The sequence below is a fragment of the Pseudorhodobacter antarcticus genome (genome assembly GCF_900110135.1).
Classification (GTDB): domain Bacteria; phylum Pseudomonadota; class Alphaproteobacteria; order Rhodobacterales; family Rhodobacteraceae; genus Pseudorhodobacter; species Pseudorhodobacter antarcticus.
Window position 1 is genome coordinate 1 of sequence record NZ_FOCO01000041.1, and the last position, 14,778, is coordinate 14,778.

Here is a 14,778-nt window from a genome sequence, read left to right on the forward strand (position 1 = left end):
AGAGCCCCGTCAACAAGTTCCCATGAATAGGTGACGATCGAAAAGATCGTACCCGATGTGATCGTCAAATTGGCAGTCGCATACCAAAGGTTGAAGACCACCAATCCAAGGAGAACGACAAATATCGCACCGTAAACGATGGATTCCGTATCAGATATCCGCACTTCGATACGGCGCAACCGCGTCAGATGGGTTGATAGGCTTTGTGATTTGCGTGTCTCAAGAATGCCAACCTGCCGCTCGGTCTGCTGATTAAGCTGGCCATTGAGCCTATAAAAACGATCATGCGACAGACTGTATATTGCCAACATCGTCGCCACCGCGCTCGCCCCTGCCAGCGCCAACACGGGATCAAATATATATAGGACGATGACCGATATGATGACTTGGACAAGTGATGTCATCGCCAACGGCAAGTCGGCCTCAAGAAAATCTGCCAACTCGCGTCCCATCCCCAGCCGAGCATTCAACGTCGACACAGGCAGGTTCGTCGCGCGCGCAGCTTGGGTTTTCCCCATTTCAACACGTACAGTGCCGAAAACACGCGTATCATAGGCACGACGGATCACGCTGACTACAATCAGCACTGCTAGAACAGCCATCAACTGGAACAGCGCATCCGTATCATTGGCCAATAGCCCGTCGATCGCAAAACCGATGAAAAGCGGAACAAGTGCAGTAAGAGCAACCTCAATAAGGATCAGCAACCAAGTAAATGAAATGCGCCAGCGGAACGCCCGCAAAAGCGCCAGAACAGTCAGGGGGCCATTGTTCAACATCACGATATCCTAGACCTCTGAATTTTGGGCTGTAGCCGCAACGTCGCCGGGAAACACCGCAGTGTGAATATCATCACCAATGGCGATTAAGACCGGAACTAGGATGAGCATCAGGGCTGTCCCAAAAATCTCACCGAATGCCAGAGATGCGGCTGCTGGGATAAGGTATTGCGCCTGCTCAGACGTTTCAGTCAACAGAGGAAGAAGGCCAATAACTGTGGTCGCAGTGGTCAGGAAAATCGCCCTAAACCGTCCGATGCCAGCCTCGTGCAGCGCTGCGATCACGTCCATTCCTGACGTGCGATTTTGGTTGTAGCGGGTGATTAGCACCAGACTGTCATTCACCACCACACCGGTCAGCGCGAGCATGCCAAAGAACGAAAACAGCGATAAAGGCAGCCCCATGATCAGATGCCCAATCGCGGCCCCGACGAACCCGAATGGTATGATCGCAAGAATAATGAAGGGCTGCGAATAGGATTTCAGCGGCACCGCCATAAGCACGTATATAAGCACGGTGGCCAACAACAACGCCCGCAAAAGCCCACCCTGGATTTCTCCCATCTCTTCTAGTTCACCCCCAAAGGACACCTGAACGGATGGGTATTTCTGTGCAAGAAGCGGCACCATTTGCTCTGTCACGGCCTGGGCAACCTCCACCGGGGACACAACCGAGCGGTCAATGGCGGCGGCCACGGTGTTAACAGTTTGACCGTTCAAGCGGTGTTTCATACCTGCGACATAGCCGCCATTCACTTCGGCCACGGTTGTTAGCGGCACCCAAGCCCCGGTATCGCTGCGCAGTCGAGTTTGCAGTAAATCGTCAACCGTATTGCGCGCAGGGCGGGCGTTCTGGACCAGCACTCGTATTTCTGAACTATCGCGGCGAATACGCTGCACTTCTGCGCCGCCAAACGCATACCCGATCTGACTAGCAAGCGTTTCGGTGTTGATTTCTGCGAGAATTTGCCCCGGTTTTCCGTAACACCGTGACCCGCTGGTTTCAATATTTCCGCCGACTTTTCATGAGATTAACAAATTTCAGACGGGTCAGCGCCAAATGGAAAAGTGGGTCAATCTGAGACGAAATTCAACAGCATGGCGTTTGTTTTCGACTATGATCCGCTGATCCACCAGATCGATGCTTTGTCGCGCGCGTGTCCTTATGAAACGCAAGAGCGGTTGATGACACGCATCGTTCATGCCTGCGCCTCTTATCCCGCAATCAGGGCGCTGGATATCTGCCTGCGCAAGCGGCCCGTTTTGGCCGGGTCAGGCAGTCTCGGCGTGCGGCTAATCTTGGATGCCGAAGCACTGACGGCGCTGCGCCCTGCGGCGGTTTGATCAGCCCGTTCTTTACGCCGGACGGTTCTTGCGTCAGCCACATCAAGGCGCAAGCCATGTCCCGGCCCAGTCCGCATCACGATCAAACCGGGCGCGGCGATGGTGGGCCCAAAGATGCAAGGCATCAATGGTTTGCACGGTCATCCGAAGGATAGCGAAGCTTTCCGCGTCGGGCTACTTTGCATAGTCAAGCGCCTGTTGGATCGGTTGCCCCGGTGCGGGCAGGCTGCCATAGGACTGGCGCGACGCGTCTGGAACCCCAGCCCATAGTGCCGCGACATCAGGGCCAGTCAGGATCGTCACCGTGGCCTCCAACCGCATCTGCAGGTGCGCGCCTGTGTCCCATACATGCAGCACGGCAAATGGCGTGGCGCGCAAATCCGCCACTTTGGACGATTGCAGATCGGTGTGAATGTCCAGTGTCCCCGTGGTTTTGTCCGCCGCGCGAAGAACCACCGTTCTGGCCTGCGGCTTGCCATCTGGCGTGACCGTCGCCAAGGTCGGATGCCGCATCGGGGCGCGCCGGTCGCGCACACCACGCACCAGCCGCGTCCAGACCTGCGCGTAGAGGTCGTATAGATCAGCCGCCCAAGGATGCAGATCCGGGGTCATTTATACACCTCGCGCCGGTCAGAGAATGCCCGGACCCGCCTGCGCCACGCACGGTAGCTGATAATTTTTAGATTTTTCCGCATCAGGGTTTTCACCGCGTCAGGGCCGAGTCCGTGGAGGCTTTCAATTGCAGCGAAACTGTCGTGATCGCTCAACGCCATCTCGATGATTTCGCCAAGGGTTGCAGGGTCGAGCACGGGGTGTTTCATAAGCTTCGAGGTGCGCCGGTGGTGCGGCAAGTCAAGGGATCGCTGGGGCGCCGCAGACAAACGTTTTGGTTGCAACGCGCTAGATTACCACAGGGTTGGGTAAGTTTCAGTTTCCGCCGCTGATTGTGGTCGCGGCACCAAGCAGGCGCTACATCTGCGTGACGGCAACGGACAGACAGCTTGTCGGGGGGAGGACCAGATGCAACAGGATTTCGACTTCCCACAAACGCCCCCCGACAATCCGGTTGCGCGCTACGTTCATCTGACGCGCACGGTCATGCCTAAGCTCGCGCGTGGCGAAAAGCGTCACTGGCCCGTCCGGAACGACCATTGTTTTCAGCGCATTGTGCTGGATACGATCTGCGAAGGGGTCTGGTATGACCACATCGCCCGGCCTGCCTACAAGCACCTCAGTCAAACACAAGCCTTGGCTGCAGTTCATCTGTGCGAACAGATCATCGCAGACCAGATTGACCTCACGGCGCTGAACCAGAAATCGCTTACGTGGCGCTGCAAGCTAAGGCTGCCCCCTTTATGACGCGCTCTGCGACGGCCTGATCCTTGGGCAGCGATCAAGGTTCATCGCCGCTTATGGCGCGTTCTTTGTCGCTCGCGGATGCCCGGCATTCGCTTTCGTCGGCCAAACCTCAAGAACCCCGCATAGAATAACCAACCCGCCGCCTATCATCTCGCTGGCAGACAGAGTTTCCCCGGCAAAGATCGCCGCAGTCAGCGCACCGAAAATCACCTCGGGCATCAGAAGGATACCCACCCGAGCCGGGTCAAGCCGAATAGTGGCCCACATCAGGCCGGCAATCGACAGCCCCCACCATAGCCCACCCGTGGCGAGCACCGTGATCCCGACCCAAACCGCATCTTCTCCAGCGATTGTGGGCAGGGGTTCAAGAAACGGGGCAAATGCCAAGGAGGTCAGCGTCGCGCCAGAGGCGAAGATGAACGCCGCAGGCAGCGGGGGCACGCGGGACTTCAGGCGTATTCCTGCGGTGGCAGCCGCCCAGACCAGCCCACCGACGAAGGCCATCCATTCGCCCAGACTGCGCGGAACCGGCACGCTACCCTCACCACCGAGCATGACGAACAATCCGGCAAGCCCCACGCCAATTGCGATCAACCGCAGTATGGGAACTTGCCATCGCAGAACGAATTTGGCGATCAGCACGCTCCAGACCGGGCTGAAAAACCACAAAAGGACGACAAGCGCCACTTTGCCATAGAGAAAACCGATGGAATACAGCGCGAAGGCGGCACCGCCCAGCGCAATCGACACCACCCCAACCAATCCAGTGTCCCGAAACAGATGCGTCTTTCCCGCAACGAACGGCAGCAGGAAGAGCATCGCCGCGAGGGTGATCGCGCCCGTACCCCAAGCGCCATCCAGCCCAAGTGCTGCGATTGCGCGTACAGGCATCCAGTACACGCCCCAGAAAACACCAACGCAAAGCACAATCACGGAGGCAAGGAAGGCTTTGTTCATGTCTTTTTCCCTTAAGGCAATATCACGTCGCTAAACCCCGTCGAAGCAGCTTGCGCCTCCGGCTCAACCCTTGAACCGGTTTTTCCAACATGCAGCCTCAAAGCCCCGACGTGGCACGACCGAAACCCGACATACCATCCATAACCTGCTTGACGCGGACCTTGAAATCGCATTTTTTGACATTCGCGACGGGGGCGTCCGGGGATCCGGGCTGAGAAGCACCCTTTGAACCTGAACCAGATCATGCTGGCGTAGGGAGTCTGCGGTATGTGCCCCTTTCGGCCAGTGATGGCCACACCGGGCCTGCCACCGGCCCCTTGCGCGCAGCGAGGGAGCATTATGGAAGACACCGGAACCAACCTTGCCAAAATGCGGGCGACTGCGCCTCTTGTGCACCAAATTACCAATTATGTGGCCATGAATATCGCCGCCAACGTGGCTTTGGCGGCGGGGGCGTCGCCCGCCATGGTGCATGCCCGCGAAGAAGTGGTGGAGTTTGCGGGCCTCGCACAAGCGCTGAGCGTGAACATCGGCACGCTGGATGCAGCTTGGGCCGAAGCGATGGAGATGGCAGCACAGACGATGGCGGCTGGCGGTCGGCCATGGGTGCTGGACCCGGTCGGTGTGGGGGCCACGCAGTTTCGACAAGATGTCTGCGCGCGACTGATGGCCCTGCGGCCCACGGTCATTCGGGGCAATGCGTCCGAGATTTTGGCGCTGGCAGGGCTTGGTGGTGCTGGGCGCGGTGCGGACAGTGCCGACCCGGTAGCTGCCGCCGAGGCCAGCGCGCGCGATCTTGCGGCCCGCTGCGGTGCGGTGGTCGCGGTCTCTGGCCCGGTGGATTATGTCACCGATGGGGTGCAGAGCTTTCGTGTGGCGAATGGCGATGCGCTGATGCCGCGCGTGACGGCCTTGGGCTGTTCACTGAACGGTCTGATCGCCGCATTTCTGGTGGGCCAACCCGCCCTGCCCGCGACTGTGGCCGCACTGGCCTATTTCGGGCTGGCTGGTCAGCGCGCGGCGCAAGCGGCCAGTGGCCCCGGCAGTTTTCAGGTGGCGTTTCTGGACGCACTTGATGCCCTGACACCACAGGACGTGACCGCAGGCGCAAAGGTCAGCCGCGCATGAGGGGGCCAATTTATGTGATCACCGACCCCGGCGCCGCCCTTCCCGTCGCCGAGCAGGCGCGCGCGGCGGCGCGGGGCGGGGCGGCATGGGTGCAACTGCGCGACAAGACCGCGTCTGACGACGATCTGGCGGCGCTCATCCGGCTTCTGTTGCCGGAAATGGCTGCCTTTGGCACGATGCTTATCGTGAATGACCGGGTCGAGGTTGCGCTGGCAACCGGCGCGCATGGGCTGCACATCGGTCAGGGTGATGGCGATGCCGCGGCAATCCATCAGCGGATGCCCCCCGCCATGATCCTTGGCCTGTCCGTTGAGACGGTGGCGCAGGCCCGCCTGATCCCGCCGGGTGTGGATTATATCGGCGCAGGTCCGGTGCGGGCCACGCCGACCAAGCCCGACCATGCCACCCCGATCGGCTTTGACGGGCTGGCACAGATCGTTGCGGCCACTGCCCTGCCCGCCTTTGCCATTGGCGGCCTGAAGCCCTGCGACGCAAGGGCCGTGCGCGGCACGGGGGCCTTGGGCATGGCCGTGGTCAGCGCTGTGACCCGCGCGCCAGACCCAGAGGCTGCAACCCGTGCATTGCTGGCAGAATGGGGGATGGCATGATCCCCAATATTCTGTCGATCGCTGGGTCTGACCCATCAGGTGGCGCAGGCATACAGGCCGATATCAAGTCGATCTCGGCCAATGGCGGCTATGCCATGGCCGTGATCACCGCACTGACGGCGCAGAACACTCAAGGCGTGACTGGCGTGCAGATGATTGCACCAGATTTCGTGGCGGCACAGATTGCCGCGATCCGCGCCGATATTCGGGTGGATGCGGTTAAGATTGGGATGCTGGGTGATGCCGGGATCATCGGCGCAGTCGTCAAAGGGCTGTCCGGCCTTGGCGCACCCGTTGTCCTCGATCCGGTGATGGTTGCCAAAGGCGGGGATCGGCTGTTGCAGACCGCAGCGGTTGCCGCCTTGCGCGCAGCGTTGCCGATGGCAACTGTTGTCACCCCGAACCTGCCCGAGGCCGCCGACCTACTGGACCTACCCGAGGCTATGACCCGCAACGACATGGAAGACCAAGCGCACGCGCTGCTGGCGCTTGGTCCACGCGCGGTACTGCTCAAGGGCGGCCATCTGGGAGGGGACGATTGCCCGGACCTTCTGGCCAGTGCGGAAGGACTGGTGTGGCTGCCCGGCGTTCGCGTCGCAACCCGCAAGACCCATGGCACAGGCTGCACACTGTCCTCGGCGCTGGCGACACATCTGGGCCTTGGACTGACCCTGCCTGAGGCCGCAGCGCACGCCAAGGCCTATGCCGCCCGCGCCATCGCGACCGCAGATGCCCTAACGGTCGGGATGGGCCATGGCCCGACCCACCACTTTCATGCTCTATTCAAAGGAAATACTCCATGACGCGCCCAATCTCTGATCAAACCGTTCTTGTCACCGGCGCAGGCCGCGGCCTTGGGGCCGCCATCGCCCGCGCCTTTCACCGCGAAGGCGGACGGGTCGCCATTAACTACCGCAACAGCAAGGCGGCCGCCGAAGCACTCGCCACCGAGCTTGGCCCGCGTGCTGCCGCGTTCAAGGCGGACGTGACACGCCCAGAACAGGTCAAGGCGATGGTGGATCAGATCACCGAACGCCTTGGCGCCCCGGATGTGCTGGTTCACAACGCACTAGCGGATTTCGCATTTAACGGCGATGCGCGGACACATCTGGACCGCCTGAGTTGGGCCGATATCGCGCGGCAGACGGAAACATCGGTGGGTGGTGCGCTGAACTGCCTTACCGCAATGCAAGCCCACTGCGCGGCACAGAGTTACGGTCGGGTCATCACGATCGGCACCAACCTGATGCAAAATCCCGTCGTGCCCTATCACGACTACACTGCTGCCAAGGGCGCACTTCTGGCCTTTACGCGCACAGCGGCCAAGGAGCTGGGGCCGATGGGGATCACGGTAAACATGGTGTCTGGTGGTCTGCTGCGAACCACAGATGCCAGTGCCGCCACCCCCGATGAGGTGTTCGACATCATCGCCGCACAAACACCGCTGGGACGGGTCACCACCCCCGAAGACATGGCCGATGCGGTTTTGTTTTTTGCATCGCCTTGGGCGCGGGCCGTGACGGGGCAAAACCTGATCGTCGATGGTGGCCTGGTGTTCGGATAAAAGAACATAGCAGGGTTTCAGAAGATCGGCCTTGGCACTGCGACACCACATACTTAGGTGCCCCATGTGCGGTCGCCTTGCCTGCGAAGAGTAAGCAATGGGGTGAACTCCCCCGGCGGCACCGAATGTGCCAAGGTAGCGCGGGTTGAAACACCACTAGGAAGCGTCTATGAAATAGGCTGGCATCATCGGCCGAGGTTTGGTCAAGAACGTGTTTCATGCGCACGGCGCTGGAGCAGGTGGCTCGGTTGTATTCCGCCGGAAGTTATCCCGTCCGCAGTAGCTGAAGTTCATAGGCGAGCAGCCGCCCTGCATCGCGGCGATGGAAGCCCGAACAATGCCTTCAAAGTTAGGCACGCTTGGATCGCCGCGTCGGTGAAAGTGGCCGGACGGCCCCGCTTTTCGTTGGGCCCGGCTAGCCAGACCGTCTCAGGATCAAACCACCCTCTCACGCATGCACGCATGCGTTGCCGGGCAACGGATCTGCAGCGAACCACGCTGCTTCAGGGCGGAATTGTATGCGCGCCAGTTCGTCGTGCGGTAGGTTGGGGGTGTGGGTTTGCTCATCCCACCCGACTAACACCTTGGAGTCACGCAGGGAATCCCTGACGATTTATGCAACAGAGCCGGTTAAAAGGCTAAAGTTTCAGGGCGTATCGGTCGCGGGCAAGGGTGCGGTTTTCGGCGCGCGACAAGGCTTGTAAGGCATCTTGCGCTCCCAGCCCCTTTGCGCTGGCCTTTGCCCAAACCCGCTGTGCCGACGCCGGGGACCAAGGCAAAGCGGCCTGCGACAACCAGTGCCGCAGGGGGGCGGGCAAAGCATCGTAGCTGTGCATCGGATTGCCCTCGCGCTTTTTGCGCCGCAGGCTGGTTTTGCCAAGATTGCGGTTCATGCGGCGCTCTCCACCCGCCGCCAGCCCGGGAAAGGATCTGGCAAATCGGCTCGGCGCGCCAGATCGCTCGGGTCGCTGGCGGCGGTCAGGCACGCGTCCAGCCGGGCTTTTAGCACGGGCCAGCCAATGCCTGCGCCGATGAACACGATCTCCTGCCGTCTGTCGCCCCAAGGTTCGGACCAGTTCTGCGCCATGTAATCGCGCATCCCGTCATGATCGGGCCAGCGCTCTTTTGGGACGGACGCCCACCAAGTGCCCAAAGGTTTGACCGATGACAGCGCCCCCGCGAGCGAAAATTCCGCCACCCAGTCGGGTCGCGTGGCGATCCAGAAATGCCCCTTGGCGCAGATGACACCGGGCAGATCACCGTTCAGCGCGTCATGGATTTTCTGCGGATCGAAGGGCGCGCGGGCGCGGTAGACAAAGGATTGCACCCCGTATTCCTCAGTTTCCGGCTTGTGATCGGCGACGCCATAAAGCTCCTTGGCCCACATCGGATGCTCGTGTGCGCGGTCGAAGTCGAACAAGCCGGTGTTCAGGATTTCACCCGCGGGCACATCGGAATGGTTCGCCTCAATGATCCGCGCATCGGCGTTCAGGGCGCGGATGATTTTTCGGGCGGCATCCGTGCGTTCCGGCCCGGCATCGGCGACCTTGTTCAGGATCACCACATCGGCAAATTCAATCTGGTCAGTCAGCAGATGCACCAGCGTGCGCGTGTCACCCTCCCCCGTCACCTCACCACGGTCCGACAGGAAATCATGGCTGGCGTAATCGCGCAGCAGGTTCACCGCATCAACGACCGTGACCATCGTGTCGATGCGGGCCACATCGGCAAGGCTGTCGCCATTCTCATCTCGGAAATCGAAAGTGGCGGCAACGGGAAGCGGCTCTGCAATCCCGGTGGATTCGATGAGTAGATAGTCAAACCGCCCCTCGGCGGCCAGACGGCGCACCTCGACCAGCAGGTCGTCGCGCAGGGTGCAGCAGATGCAACCATTGGTCATCTCAACCAGCGTTTCCTCGGTGCGGCTCAGTTCGGTTTCAGCGCGGATTAGGTCGGCGTCAATGTTCACCTCAGACATGTCGTTGACAATGACGGCAACGCGCCGCCCCTCGCGGTTGTTCAAGACGCGATTCAAAAGGGTGGTTTTGCCAGCGCCCAGAAAGCCGGACAGGACAGTGACGGGAAGGCGGGTATCGCCAATAGGAGAGTTGGGGGTTTGCATAGGGAACCTGTCTTGAATCTGGGGTCAAAAGGGCATGTCGGCGGTGATGGTCTGGACCTGCGGGCCAAGGGACGCGGGGCGGGTGAGCAGCACGGCAAGGCTGTCGGCCAGTATATCACGCGGAATGTCGCGCCCGATCACGACGATCCGGCTGGTGCGGTCGCCTGTGGGCCAATGCGGCAGGCTGACGGGCGGGTGAAAGATGTGTTGCACGCCGTGAAAGGCAAAGGGATGGGGGATGCCCTCCACATGCACGATGCCTTTCATCCGCAAAATATCCGGGCCGCGTATCGCGATCAGGGTATCAAGCCACATGTCGAACAGATTGGCCGGGATTGGGTCGTCCAGCGTGATCGAGACTGATGTGATGCGGCTGTCATGCGGGTTGAATGCCGCGGGAGCTTTGGGTTGCAAGAACCCCAATGACAGGCTGGCCAGTGGATCGGGCGTGGGGGACGCGAACAGGCCGTAGGTCGGGGCGCTGGTGGGGGCCGTGAATGGTGGCGGGACTTTCGGCTGCGCCGGATAAGCCGCCGCGTTCACCCACCCTATCGTTTGGTCGATGTCGGCCCCCGCGCGCAGCCCGCTGATACCGAACAAAACGCCAGGATTAACGCGGCCATGCGCGGCCTTGAGGCGCGGCGCGCCGGGGTTGATCGCGGCCAGCCGGTCCTCGAACGCCTGCCGTTCTGCCGCCGTGACAAGATCGGTCTTGGTCAGCACGATCCGGTCGGCAAGTGCAACTTGGTTAACCGCCTCGAACTGCGCATCAAGGCTTGCCGGCCCGGTTGCCGCGCAGGCGGTCGTGACCACGCCGTCCATCTGATAGGCCTCGGCCAACTGCCGCTCGATCAGCAGCGTGTGCAGGATCGGGCCGGGATCGGCCATGCCGGTGGTTTCAATCACCACCCGGTCAAATGCCACCTCGCCCGCGTCACGGCGGCGTAGCAATGCCAGCATCGCGGCCACCAGATCGCCCCGGATGGTGCAGCAGAGGCAGCCCGATTGCAGCAGCACCATCTCTTCGGTCGCCTCCTCGATCAGGTCGTGATCCAGACCGATGTCGCCGAATTCGTTGATGATGACCGCCACCCGCCCCATGCCAGGATCGCGGATCAAGTGGTTGAGAAGCGTTGTTTTGCCTGAGCCGAGAAAGCCGGTGAGCAGGGTCACGGGGATGGGAGCAGGAGGACGCACGCAATTTTCCACTTGTGTTATGTTATCACATTACATCAGCCCTGCCCGGCTTAGTCAAGGACCCCGCCCATGTCGACCCCAAAATTTGCTGACAGAACCAGCGTTCTTCTGGTTGAGGAAGGCACAGACCTTGCCCCCCGCTTTGATGCCGCAGGCCATATCGCCGTGGTCACGACTGATGCGACCACGGGTGAGGTCCTGATGATGGGCGTGATGACAACAGAAGCGCTGCGCCTGACGCTTGACACCGGCGATGCGCATTATTGGAGCAGGTCGCGGCAGTGCCTGTGGCGCAAAGGCGCGACCTCGGGCCTTGTGCAGCGCGTGGTTGAGGTGCGCGTTGACGACGACCAAGACGCGATCTGGTTGCGGGTCGAGGTGGCGGGCGACGCGTCATGCCATGTCGGGTATCGGTCGTGCTTTTATCGGGCGGTCGGGGCGGATGGCGCGTTGAGCTTTGTCGAAGCAGATAAGGTGTTCGATCCGTTGGTGGTCTACGGCGATGCGCCGAACCCGACGGTATTGTGATGGTGGGCCACCCCTCGCCCGAGGGCGCGCATCATATCCATGTCTGCACCGCTTGCCGCAATCGCGAAACGGACGAACTGCGGGGCGTGGCGCTGTTGGCCTTGCTGGCGGAGGCTGCCACAAAGGGAGACCTACCCGACGGGTTCACCGTATCGGGGATCAACTGCATGGCGGGCTGCGCGCACCCCTGCACGGTCGGCTTTCAATCCGCAGGCAAGGCGGCATGGCTATTTGGCGACCTTTTACCGGAAGACCTAGCTGATCTGCTGGCCTTCGCGCAGCTCTATCACGCGCTTCCGGATGGCTGGTCCCGGTCCACCGAGCGACCTGGGAAAATGGCGCATGCTGCCCTCGCGCGGATACCGGCAGGGCCTGCGAGCGGGGTGACGGCATGACGCCTCATCTGGTCGCCGATGGCCTGACCTGGACCCCGCGCGGTGCGCCGCCCATCCTGTCGGATGTCGGCTTTACGGTGCCGCAGGGACAGATCCTTGCCATCTGCGGGGCGAATGGCGCGGGCAAATCAACCCTTTTGCGGATGCTCTACCGCTATCTGCGCCCGGACGCGGGCCGGGTCACGTTGGGTGGCGATGATTTATGGGCGCTGCCTGCGCGTGCAGCCGCCCGGCGTGTGGCAGCGGTGCTGCAGGAACAGCCGACCGATTTCGCGCTTGATGTGCGTGAGATGGTCGGGCTGGGCCGCACGCCGCACCGCCAAGGGTTTGCCGCATCTGGCGCACGCGACGCCGAAATCATCGCCGCAGCCCTTCACCGGATGGACCTGACCCGCTTTGCCGCCAGCCCTTTTGGCACGCTGTCGGGCGGAGAGCGGCAGCGCGTGATGATCGCCCGCGCATTGGCACAGGAACCAGAGTTGCTGGTGCTGGACGAGCCGACGAACCACCTCGACATCCGCCACCAGCTTGAAGTGTTGGCCCTGCTGCGCGGGCTTGGGTTGACGGTTGTGCTGACCCTGCACGATCTGACTCTGGCCGCCGAAATTGCTGACACCCTGCTGCTCTTGCACCGGGGCCGCCTTGTCGCCCACGGCCCGCCCGCGAAAGTCCTGACACCCCATACCATCGCGGCCACCTTTGCCGTCCATGCCCGCGTTGATCGCAGCGGGCCAACCCCCCGATTTTCCTTTCATCTCTAATACTCGGAGACCCCTATGAAACTTGCCATTCTCGCTCTTTTGCTGTCAGCCACCGCCGCGCGGGCCTTTCCCGTCACGGTGCAAAGTTGCGACCGCGACGTGACCTTCGATGCAGCCCCCACCCGCGCGATTTCCAATGATGTGAACCTGACTGAGATGATGCTGGTGCTGGGTCTGCGTGACAGCATGATCGGCTATACTGGGATTTCCGGTTGGAAGACGCTGGACGAAGAAATGCGCAAAGGCGTGGCCGAACTGCCCGAACTGTCCGAAAAATACCCCTCGCGCGAGGTGCTCGTGGGGGCTGAACCCGACTTCTTCTTTGCCGGGTGGAACTACGGGATGCGGGTCGGCGGCGAGGTGACGCCCGAAACCCTCGGCCCGTTCGGCATTGCGGTCTACGAGCTGACCGAAAGCTGCATTCACATTGGCGTGAAGGACAAGGTGGCGATGCAGGATATGTATAATGACCTTCTCAATCTCGGGCGTATCTTTGGCGTCGAGGATAGGGCCACGGCGCTTGTCGCGGGCTACGAGGCGCGGCTGGCCAAGGTGACGGCGGGCGTGGACCGCAGCGATCCTTTGCGGGTCTTTGTCTATGAAAGCGGCGAAGAAGCCCCGTTCACTGCCGGAAAATACGCGATGCCCACCGCGATGATCGAGGCGGCGGGCGGCGTGAACATCATGGATGATGTGGAGAAAAGCTGGACCGAGATTGCGTGGGAGCCAGTGGTAGAGCGCAATCCGGAGGTCATCGTCATCGTCAACTACGGCGATGTGACGGCGGAACAGAAGATTGAATTCATGCGGTCCAACCCGGCCTTTGCCAGCATTGATGCCGTCGTAAACAACCGCTTCGTCGTTCTGGAATATGTCGAGGCGACCCCGGGACCGCGCAATATTCAGGCGGTGGAAAAGCTTGTCGCAGGCTTTGCCGGGCTGGGGGGATGACGGATCAGGCTGCCTCCCTTGAAACGCTGCGCCGGTTTCGGATTGGTGCGGGGACGGCACTTGGCCTCGCGGCACTCGCAGTATCCCTGCTGTTCGCGGTTGCTGTCGGTGCCGTTCAGGTGCCTCTGGGCACGGTCACGGGGGTTTTGGCGAACAAGCTGATCCCTGGTCTGGTCGATGCCAATTGGACGGCGGGGCGCGAAGCGATTGTCTGGGACATCCGCTTTCCCCGCGCCCTGCTGGCCGCCTTGGTGGGCGCGGGTCTGGGGCTGGTGGGGGCGGCGTTGCAGGCGGTCACGCGCAACCCGCTGGCCGATCCACATTTGCTGGGCATCTCCTCAGGTGCAGCCTTCGGGGCGATCCTTGCGCTGCTGCATACTGGGCTGTTTCTGGGGCTACTGACCGTGCCGTTGCTGGCCTTTGCGGGTGCGCTGGTGGCCGCGATGCTGGTTGTCGGCGTGGCGGGGCTGGCCGGGGCGACATCTGCCGACCGGCTGGTGCTGGCCGGGGTCGCGGTCAGTTTCATCGTGCTGGCAGGGGCCAATGTGCTGATCTTTCTGGGCGATCCGCGTGCTGCGCATACGGTGGTATTCTGGATGCTGAGCGGACTTGGTCTGGCGCAATGGGCGCATCTGGTCTGGCCGCTGGTGGTCCTGCTGCCTGTCGGCGTCTGGCTCTGGCTGCGCGCGCCCGAGATGAACGCGATGAGCGTGGGGGATGAAACGGCGGCGACCTTGGGCATCGCCCCCGCCCGGTTCCGGATGACGGTGTTTGTGGCCTGCGCCCTGATCACCGGTGTCATGGTCGCTTTTTCCGGGATCATCGGCTTTGTCGGGCTGATGATGGCGCATGTCGTGCGGTTGGTGATGGGCGGCAACAATGCCCGTGTGCTACCGTTTTCGGCACTGTTCGGCGCGATATTCCTGATCTGGGCCGACATCGTCGCCCGCGTCGTGATGGCCCCCGAGGATATGCCCATTGGCGTTGTCACCGGGTTGATCGGCGGGGTGTTCTTTGTCGGCCTGCTGGCGCGCCGGCGGTTGTGACGGCTGTCAAGGTCTTGTCGTCATTTAAGTTATGATATA

19 protein-coding genes, 1 pseudogene and 1 riboswitch are annotated in these 14,778 nt (G+C 61.6%); of the genes and pseudogenes, 11 read left to right on the forward strand and 9 right to left on the reverse strand.

Translation table 11 applies throughout. The features are described 5' to 3' along the window. A partial coding sequence (locus BMY36_RS15425; protein ID WP_074818818.1) for an ABC transporter six-transmembrane domain-containing protein occupies positions 1-779 on the reverse strand: 779 nt, incomplete at its 3' end. Between the two features lie 9 nt (positions 780-788). Next, positions 789-1,787: an efflux RND transporter permease subunit gene (locus BMY36_RS15430; RefSeq protein WP_336469881.1), complete on the reverse strand. Its 999-nt coding sequence runs from the start codon at positions 1,785-1,787 to the stop codon at positions 789-791. A gap of 90 nt (positions 1,788-1,877) precedes the next feature. Here BMY36_RS15430 and BMY36_RS15435 point away from each other — a divergent pair, with 90 nt between their 5' ends. Further along, complete coding sequence (locus tag BMY36_RS15435) at positions 1,878-2,123, forward strand: dihydroneopterin aldolase (RefSeq protein WP_231579701.1); 246 nt, start codon at positions 1,878-1,880, stop codon at positions 2,121-2,123. A gap of 174 nt (positions 2,124-2,297) precedes the next feature. Here BMY36_RS15435 and BMY36_RS15440 read toward each other — a convergent pair whose 3' ends face one another. Then, positions 2,298-2,735: a pyridoxamine 5'-phosphate oxidase family protein gene (locus BMY36_RS15440; protein ID WP_231579700.1), complete on the reverse strand. Its 438-nt coding sequence runs from the start codon at positions 2,733-2,735 to the stop codon at positions 2,298-2,300. Next, complete coding sequence (locus BMY36_RS15445) at positions 2,732-2,944, reverse strand: DUF2805 domain-containing protein (RefSeq protein WP_050519424.1); 213 nt, start codon at positions 2,942-2,944, stop codon at positions 2,732-2,734. Before BMY36_RS15445 ends, BMY36_RS15440 begins: the two co-directional genes overlap by 4 nt. Positions 2,945-3,143: 199 nt before the next feature. On the opposite strand from BMY36_RS15445, the gene BMY36_RS15450 reads away from it, so the two are divergent. Further along, entirely contained in the window at positions 3,144-3,482 is a 339-nt protein-coding gene (locus BMY36_RS15450) for a hypothetical protein (RefSeq protein ID WP_050519423.1), read from the forward strand. A 51-nt stretch (positions 3,483-3,533) separates the two neighbouring features. Here BMY36_RS15450 and BMY36_RS15455 read toward each other — a convergent pair whose 3' ends face one another. Next, a complete protein-coding gene (locus BMY36_RS15455) occupies positions 3,534-4,439 on the reverse strand; it encodes a DMT family transporter (protein ID WP_074818866.1) in 906 nt (301 codons plus the stop codon). 180 nt (positions 4,440-4,619) lie between these two features. Then, positions 4,620-4,714: riboswitch (TPP riboswitch) on the forward strand. 64 nt (positions 4,715-4,778) lie between these two features. On the opposite strand from BMY36_RS15455, the gene thiM reads away from it, so the two are divergent. Genes thiM through BMY36_RS15475 form a run of 4 tightly spaced genes read left to right on the forward strand, consistent with a single transcriptional unit; the run spans position 4,779 to position 7,739 of the window. Further along, positions 4,779-5,567: a hydroxyethylthiazole kinase gene (gene thiM, locus BMY36_RS15460; RefSeq protein ID WP_050519419.1), complete on the forward strand. Its 789-nt coding sequence runs from the start codon at positions 4,779-4,781 to the stop codon at positions 5,565-5,567. After that, complete coding sequence (gene thiE / locus BMY36_RS15465; RefSeq protein WP_050519418.1) at positions 5,564-6,175, forward strand: thiamine phosphate synthase; 612 nt, start codon at positions 5,564-5,566, stop codon at positions 6,173-6,175. The genes thiM and thiE overlap by 4 nt, the downstream gene beginning before the upstream one ends. Continuing rightward, positions 6,172-6,978, forward strand: a complete 807-nt coding sequence (thiD, locus tag BMY36_RS15470; RefSeq protein WP_050519421.1) for a bifunctional hydroxymethylpyrimidine kinase/phosphomethylpyrimidine kinase — start codon at positions 6,172-6,174, stop codon at positions 6,976-6,978. Before thiE ends, thiD begins: the two co-directional genes overlap by 4 nt. Continuing rightward, the gene (locus BMY36_RS15475) at positions 6,975-7,739 is read left to right on the forward strand and encodes a 3-oxoacyl-ACP reductase (protein ID WP_050519417.1); all 765 of its coding nucleotides are present in this window, start codon (positions 6,975-6,977) and stop codon (positions 7,737-7,739) included. Before thiD ends, BMY36_RS15475 begins: the two co-directional genes overlap by 4 nt. A gap of 326 nt (positions 7,740-8,065) precedes the next feature. Here the strand turns inward: BMY36_RS15475 and BMY36_RS20570 are convergent. The 4 genes and pseudogenes from BMY36_RS20570 to BMY36_RS15495 form a co-directional block, all read right to left on the reverse strand. Beyond that, positions 8,066-8,306 (reverse strand): annotated as a pseudogene (locus BMY36_RS20570) (transposase); the annotation flags it as partial. A gap of 71 nt (positions 8,307-8,377) precedes the next feature. Next, complete coding sequence (locus BMY36_RS15485) at positions 8,378-8,632, reverse strand: DUF6525 family protein (RefSeq protein WP_050519416.1); 255 nt, start codon at positions 8,630-8,632, stop codon at positions 8,378-8,380. Next, complete coding sequence (locus BMY36_RS15490) at positions 8,629-9,840, reverse strand: GTP-binding protein (protein ID WP_050519420.1); 1,212 nt, start codon at positions 9,838-9,840, stop codon at positions 8,629-8,631. The genes BMY36_RS15485 and BMY36_RS15490 overlap by 4 nt, the downstream gene beginning before the upstream one ends. Positions 9,841-9,885: 45 nt before the next feature. Further along, the gene (locus tag BMY36_RS15495; RefSeq protein WP_244888683.1) at positions 9,886-11,034 is read right to left on the reverse strand and encodes a CobW family GTP-binding protein; all 1,149 of its coding nucleotides are present in this window, start codon (positions 11,032-11,034) and stop codon (positions 9,886-9,888) included. Between the two features lie 93 nt (positions 11,035-11,127). Here BMY36_RS15495 and hisI point away from each other — a divergent pair, with 93 nt between their 5' ends. Genes hisI through BMY36_RS15520 form a run of 5 tightly spaced genes read left to right on the forward strand, consistent with a single transcriptional unit; the run spans position 11,128 to position 14,739 of the window. Then, positions 11,128-11,586, forward strand: coding sequence for a phosphoribosyl-AMP cyclohydrolase (gene hisI / locus BMY36_RS15500; protein WP_050519415.1), 459 nt, complete (start codon positions 11,128-11,130; stop codon positions 11,584-11,586). Then, positions 11,586-11,981: a DUF1636 family protein gene (locus BMY36_RS15505; RefSeq protein WP_050519414.1), complete on the forward strand. Its 396-nt coding sequence runs from the start codon at positions 11,586-11,588 to the stop codon at positions 11,979-11,981. Before hisI ends, BMY36_RS15505 begins: the two co-directional genes overlap by 1 nt. Beyond that, complete coding sequence (locus BMY36_RS15510; RefSeq protein ID WP_050519413.1) at positions 11,978-12,742, forward strand: ABC transporter ATP-binding protein; 765 nt, start codon at positions 11,978-11,980, stop codon at positions 12,740-12,742. Before BMY36_RS15505 ends, BMY36_RS15510 begins: the two co-directional genes overlap by 4 nt. A gap of 15 nt (positions 12,743-12,757) precedes the next feature. Next, complete coding sequence (locus BMY36_RS15515; protein WP_050519412.1) at positions 12,758-13,693, forward strand: ABC transporter substrate-binding protein; 936 nt, start codon at positions 12,758-12,760, stop codon at positions 13,691-13,693. Further along, a complete protein-coding gene (locus BMY36_RS15520; RefSeq protein ID WP_050519411.1) occupies positions 13,690-14,739 on the forward strand; it encodes a FecCD family ABC transporter permease in 1,050 nt (349 codons plus the stop codon). The genes BMY36_RS15515 and BMY36_RS15520 overlap by 4 nt, the downstream gene beginning before the upstream one ends. Positions 14,740-14,778: the final 39 nt, after the last annotated feature.

Bases quoted from the DNA above. Each gene is read 5' to 3' on its own strand.
- BMY36_RS15435 (WP_231579701.1), top strand. From the start codon at position 1,878: ATGGCGTTTGTTTTCGACTATGATCCGCTGATCCACCAGATCGATGCT.
- BMY36_RS15515 (WP_050519412.1), top strand. From the start codon at position 12,758: ATGAAACTTGCCATTCTCGCTCTTTTGCTGTCAGCCACCGCCGCGCGG.
- BMY36_RS15450 (WP_050519423.1), top strand. From the start codon at position 3,144: ATGCAACAGGATTTCGACTTCCCACAAACGCCCCCCGACAATCCGGTT.
- BMY36_RS15475 (WP_050519417.1), top strand. From the start codon at position 6,975: ATGACGCGCCCAATCTCTGATCAAACCGTTCTTGTCACCGGCGCAGGC.
- BMY36_RS15505 (WP_050519414.1), top strand. From the start codon at position 11,586: ATGGTGGGCCACCCCTCGCCCGAGGGCGCGCATCATATCCATGTCTGC.
- BMY36_RS15440 (WP_231579700.1), bottom strand. From the start codon at position 2,735: ATGACCCCGGATCTGCATCCTTGGGCGGCTGATCTATACGACCTCTAC.
- thiM (WP_050519419.1), top strand. From the start codon at position 4,779: ATGGAAGACACCGGAACCAACCTTGCCAAAATGCGGGCGACTGCGCCT.
- BMY36_RS15485 (WP_050519416.1), bottom strand. From the start codon at position 8,632: ATGAACCGCAATCTTGGCAAAACCAGCCTGCGGCGCAAAAAGCGCGAG.
- BMY36_RS15510 (WP_050519413.1), top strand. From the start codon at position 11,978: ATGACGCCTCATCTGGTCGCCGATGGCCTGACCTGGACCCCGCGCGGT.
- BMY36_RS15445 (WP_050519424.1), bottom strand. From the start codon at position 2,944: ATGAAACACCCCGTGCTCGACCCTGCAACCCTTGGCGAAATCATCGAG.
- thiE (WP_050519418.1), top strand. From the start codon at position 5,564: ATGAGGGGGCCAATTTATGTGATCACCGACCCCGGCGCCGCCCTTCCC.
- BMY36_RS15520 (WP_050519411.1), top strand. From the start codon at position 13,690: ATGACGGATCAGGCTGCCTCCCTTGAAACGCTGCGCCGGTTTCGGATT.
- hisI (WP_050519415.1), top strand. From the start codon at position 11,128: ATGTCGACCCCAAAATTTGCTGACAGAACCAGCGTTCTTCTGGTTGAG.
- thiD (WP_050519421.1), top strand. From the start codon at position 6,172: ATGATCCCCAATATTCTGTCGATCGCTGGGTCTGACCCATCAGGTGGC.
- BMY36_RS15455 (WP_074818866.1), bottom strand. From the start codon at position 4,439: ATGAACAAAGCCTTCCTTGCCTCCGTGATTGTGCTTTGCGTTGGTGTT.